The 2,010-nt window shown below is 57.3% G+C and carries 4 protein-coding genes; all 4 read left to right on the forward strand.

Annotated elements, in window-relative coordinates:
- The first annotated feature begins 306 nt into the window (after positions 1-306).
- Complete coding sequence (locus ACOSYY_RS16930) at positions 307-756, forward strand: hypothetical protein (RefSeq protein ID WP_421663966.1); 450 nt, start codon at positions 307-309, stop codon at positions 754-756.
- 67 nt (positions 757-823) lie between these two features.
- Positions 824-1,345, forward strand: a complete 522-nt coding sequence (locus ACOSYY_RS16935; protein WP_421663968.1) for a YybH family protein — start codon at positions 824-826, stop codon at positions 1,343-1,345.
- Between the two features lie 51 nt (positions 1,346-1,396).
- Complete coding sequence (locus ACOSYY_RS16940; protein ID WP_421663969.1) at positions 1,397-1,717, forward strand: hypothetical protein; 321 nt, start codon at positions 1,397-1,399, stop codon at positions 1,715-1,717.
- A 74-nt stretch (positions 1,718-1,791) separates the two neighbouring features.
- A partial coding sequence (locus ACOSYY_RS16945; protein ID WP_421663970.1) for a saccharopine dehydrogenase NADP-binding domain-containing protein occupies positions 1,792-2,010 on the forward strand: 219 nt, incomplete at its 3' end.

The following is a 2,010-nucleotide window of genomic DNA, read 5'->3' on the forward strand; positions in this document are numbered from 1 at the left end:
TACGCGATGAGAGAGCCCGTCTGGTGAGGAAGATACACCCGGCAGGTCCGGACCGTTGGAACGTGCTCCACGGAGGACCATGATCACCACCTTCATGATGGCGGCAGCGAAGCGATGTCATTACCCTACGCTTCGGTGATAAACAGGTCAAGGGGCGGCCGGCCATAATCGGGAGAGTCTCGTCGATCCGGTGGCCGCTTCTCATTCACTTACGTCTCCTATGTATCTTCGCGATAGACGCGCTTGGCTTGACACAGTAGAATGGGACGCTGATTTCCTCGATCTCTGAACACGCATCATATTCCCGTGACTTCCGTACCGGATAAGACGCCCGATGGTGAGAAACCGCATGGCCTCGTGCAGGTGTTGAAGGCCGGCACCCTCTACTTCCTTATTGCGGTGGGAGCGGAGTTTGTTCTGGAGGTGATTCGATTACAAGTGGTGGCCCTGTATGTCGGCGAGAGGCTTGCCGAGATGCTGGAGATTCCGAACGTGCTTCTCGCCACTATTATCGGGGCTCGGTGGGTAGTGGACCGATTCGCGTTGCCCCCTCTGCCCGGTATACGGCTCAGCGTCGGTCTCGTAGCCCTCATCCTCTTGCTCATCGTGGAAGGAACGGTCATACTTCCGCTCCATGGCATTTCGGTAACCGAGTATCTCGCCGGCCAGGATCCCGCCGTGGGAATAGCCCCTCTCGGCGCGCTCGGCGTATTGACGGTCATGCCCTTTCTCGTCGGGTATCGATGGGAGCGCTGATTCGACTCTTCATTCATCCTCGAGATCCATCAGAACGGAAACGTGAGTCATGATGAAAAGAAATCCCATGATCCGTCTCAGACTGTTTGCCGGCTGCGTCTTGATCCTGTTCATCAACGTCCCGGCGGCCGCCATCGCGGCGGAACCTTCCGATCCGGAGTCGGCCATCCGCCGGATGGTGCGCGCCAACGCCGAAAAAGACTTGCCGACGCTTTCACGATTGATGGCCCACGATGCCGATATCATCAGTTACGCGGTCGCCGGCCGTAAGTACATCGGCTGGACGGAGCTGGAGAACGGAATGCGGGAGGAATTCATCAATTCCCAGAAGCTCGAGATTCCGATTCATGAGCTCAGGGTGTGGACGAAGGGAGATGTGGCCTGGTACGCGATGGAACTCGACTATATCCGCTATGTCGCCGAGGGATCTGAATTGAAACGGACCGTCCTTCCGATGCGAGAAACAGGGGTTCTTGAACGTCGCAACGGCAAGTGGCAGTTGTTGTCGTGGCACGAATCGTTTCGATCCGCTCAGTCCGGCGGGCCTTTCGCTTCACCACCCGCGCCTTCTGGTCCGGCTCACGAATAAGACATTCCATTGAGATAGCGTCCCCATAACCGGAATTGATAGAGTGCGTCGATGGAATCCGAAGAACAGGCCGCGATGACGGAACTACGGTTGAGTTATCGCTACATCAAGGAACATCCTTGGGTTGTCACGGCCGTGAACGGCTTTCTTTCGGCGTACTTCATGGAGCAGCCGGGGTTCCGCGTCCTGCGCCATTTTGATGAGCTGGAATCGGGCATGCATGTCTGGATCTGTGAAGTGCCCGGCACGATGAAGATGGCGACGCTCTTGCGAAGACTACAGGCCGATATTCCTCCCAGCCGGTACAGTCAGGTCTCGGAAGGGCCGACCAACCGTCCGCAGTATGTCGTCGATACGCTCGAACAGCGCTGACGGCTTGGCCTGTCCGGCGCTCCATTTCTCGAAGCGAGTGGCCAGAATTCTACAGTGGAGTATAATGCCTCATTATGAATCGCGTGCTCGTCCTCGGTGCCGGCAAGATCGGGTCTCTGATCGCCTGTCTCCTCAATCAACATGGCCGCTACGAGGTTCATCTGGGCGACATAACCTTGGACGCGCCGAAGCATCTGGTCGAGGGTCTCGGTCTGGAACGGGTCATCCCCTGTCTGATGGATGTACGGCATCCGGATGCCGTCGGCACCTATCTCTCCGCGCATCGATTCGAT

Source organism: Nitrospira sp. BLG_2 (assembly GCF_049222245.1).

Excerpts from the sequence above, each read along its gene's own strand:
- ACOSYY_RS16935 (WP_421663968.1), top strand. The coding sequence starts at position 824 with ATGATCCGTCTCAGACTGTTTGCCGGCTGCGTCTTGATCCTGTTCATC.
- ACOSYY_RS16940 (WP_421663969.1), top strand. The coding sequence starts at position 1,397 with ATGGAATCCGAAGAACAGGCCGCGATGACGGAACTACGGTTGAGTTAT.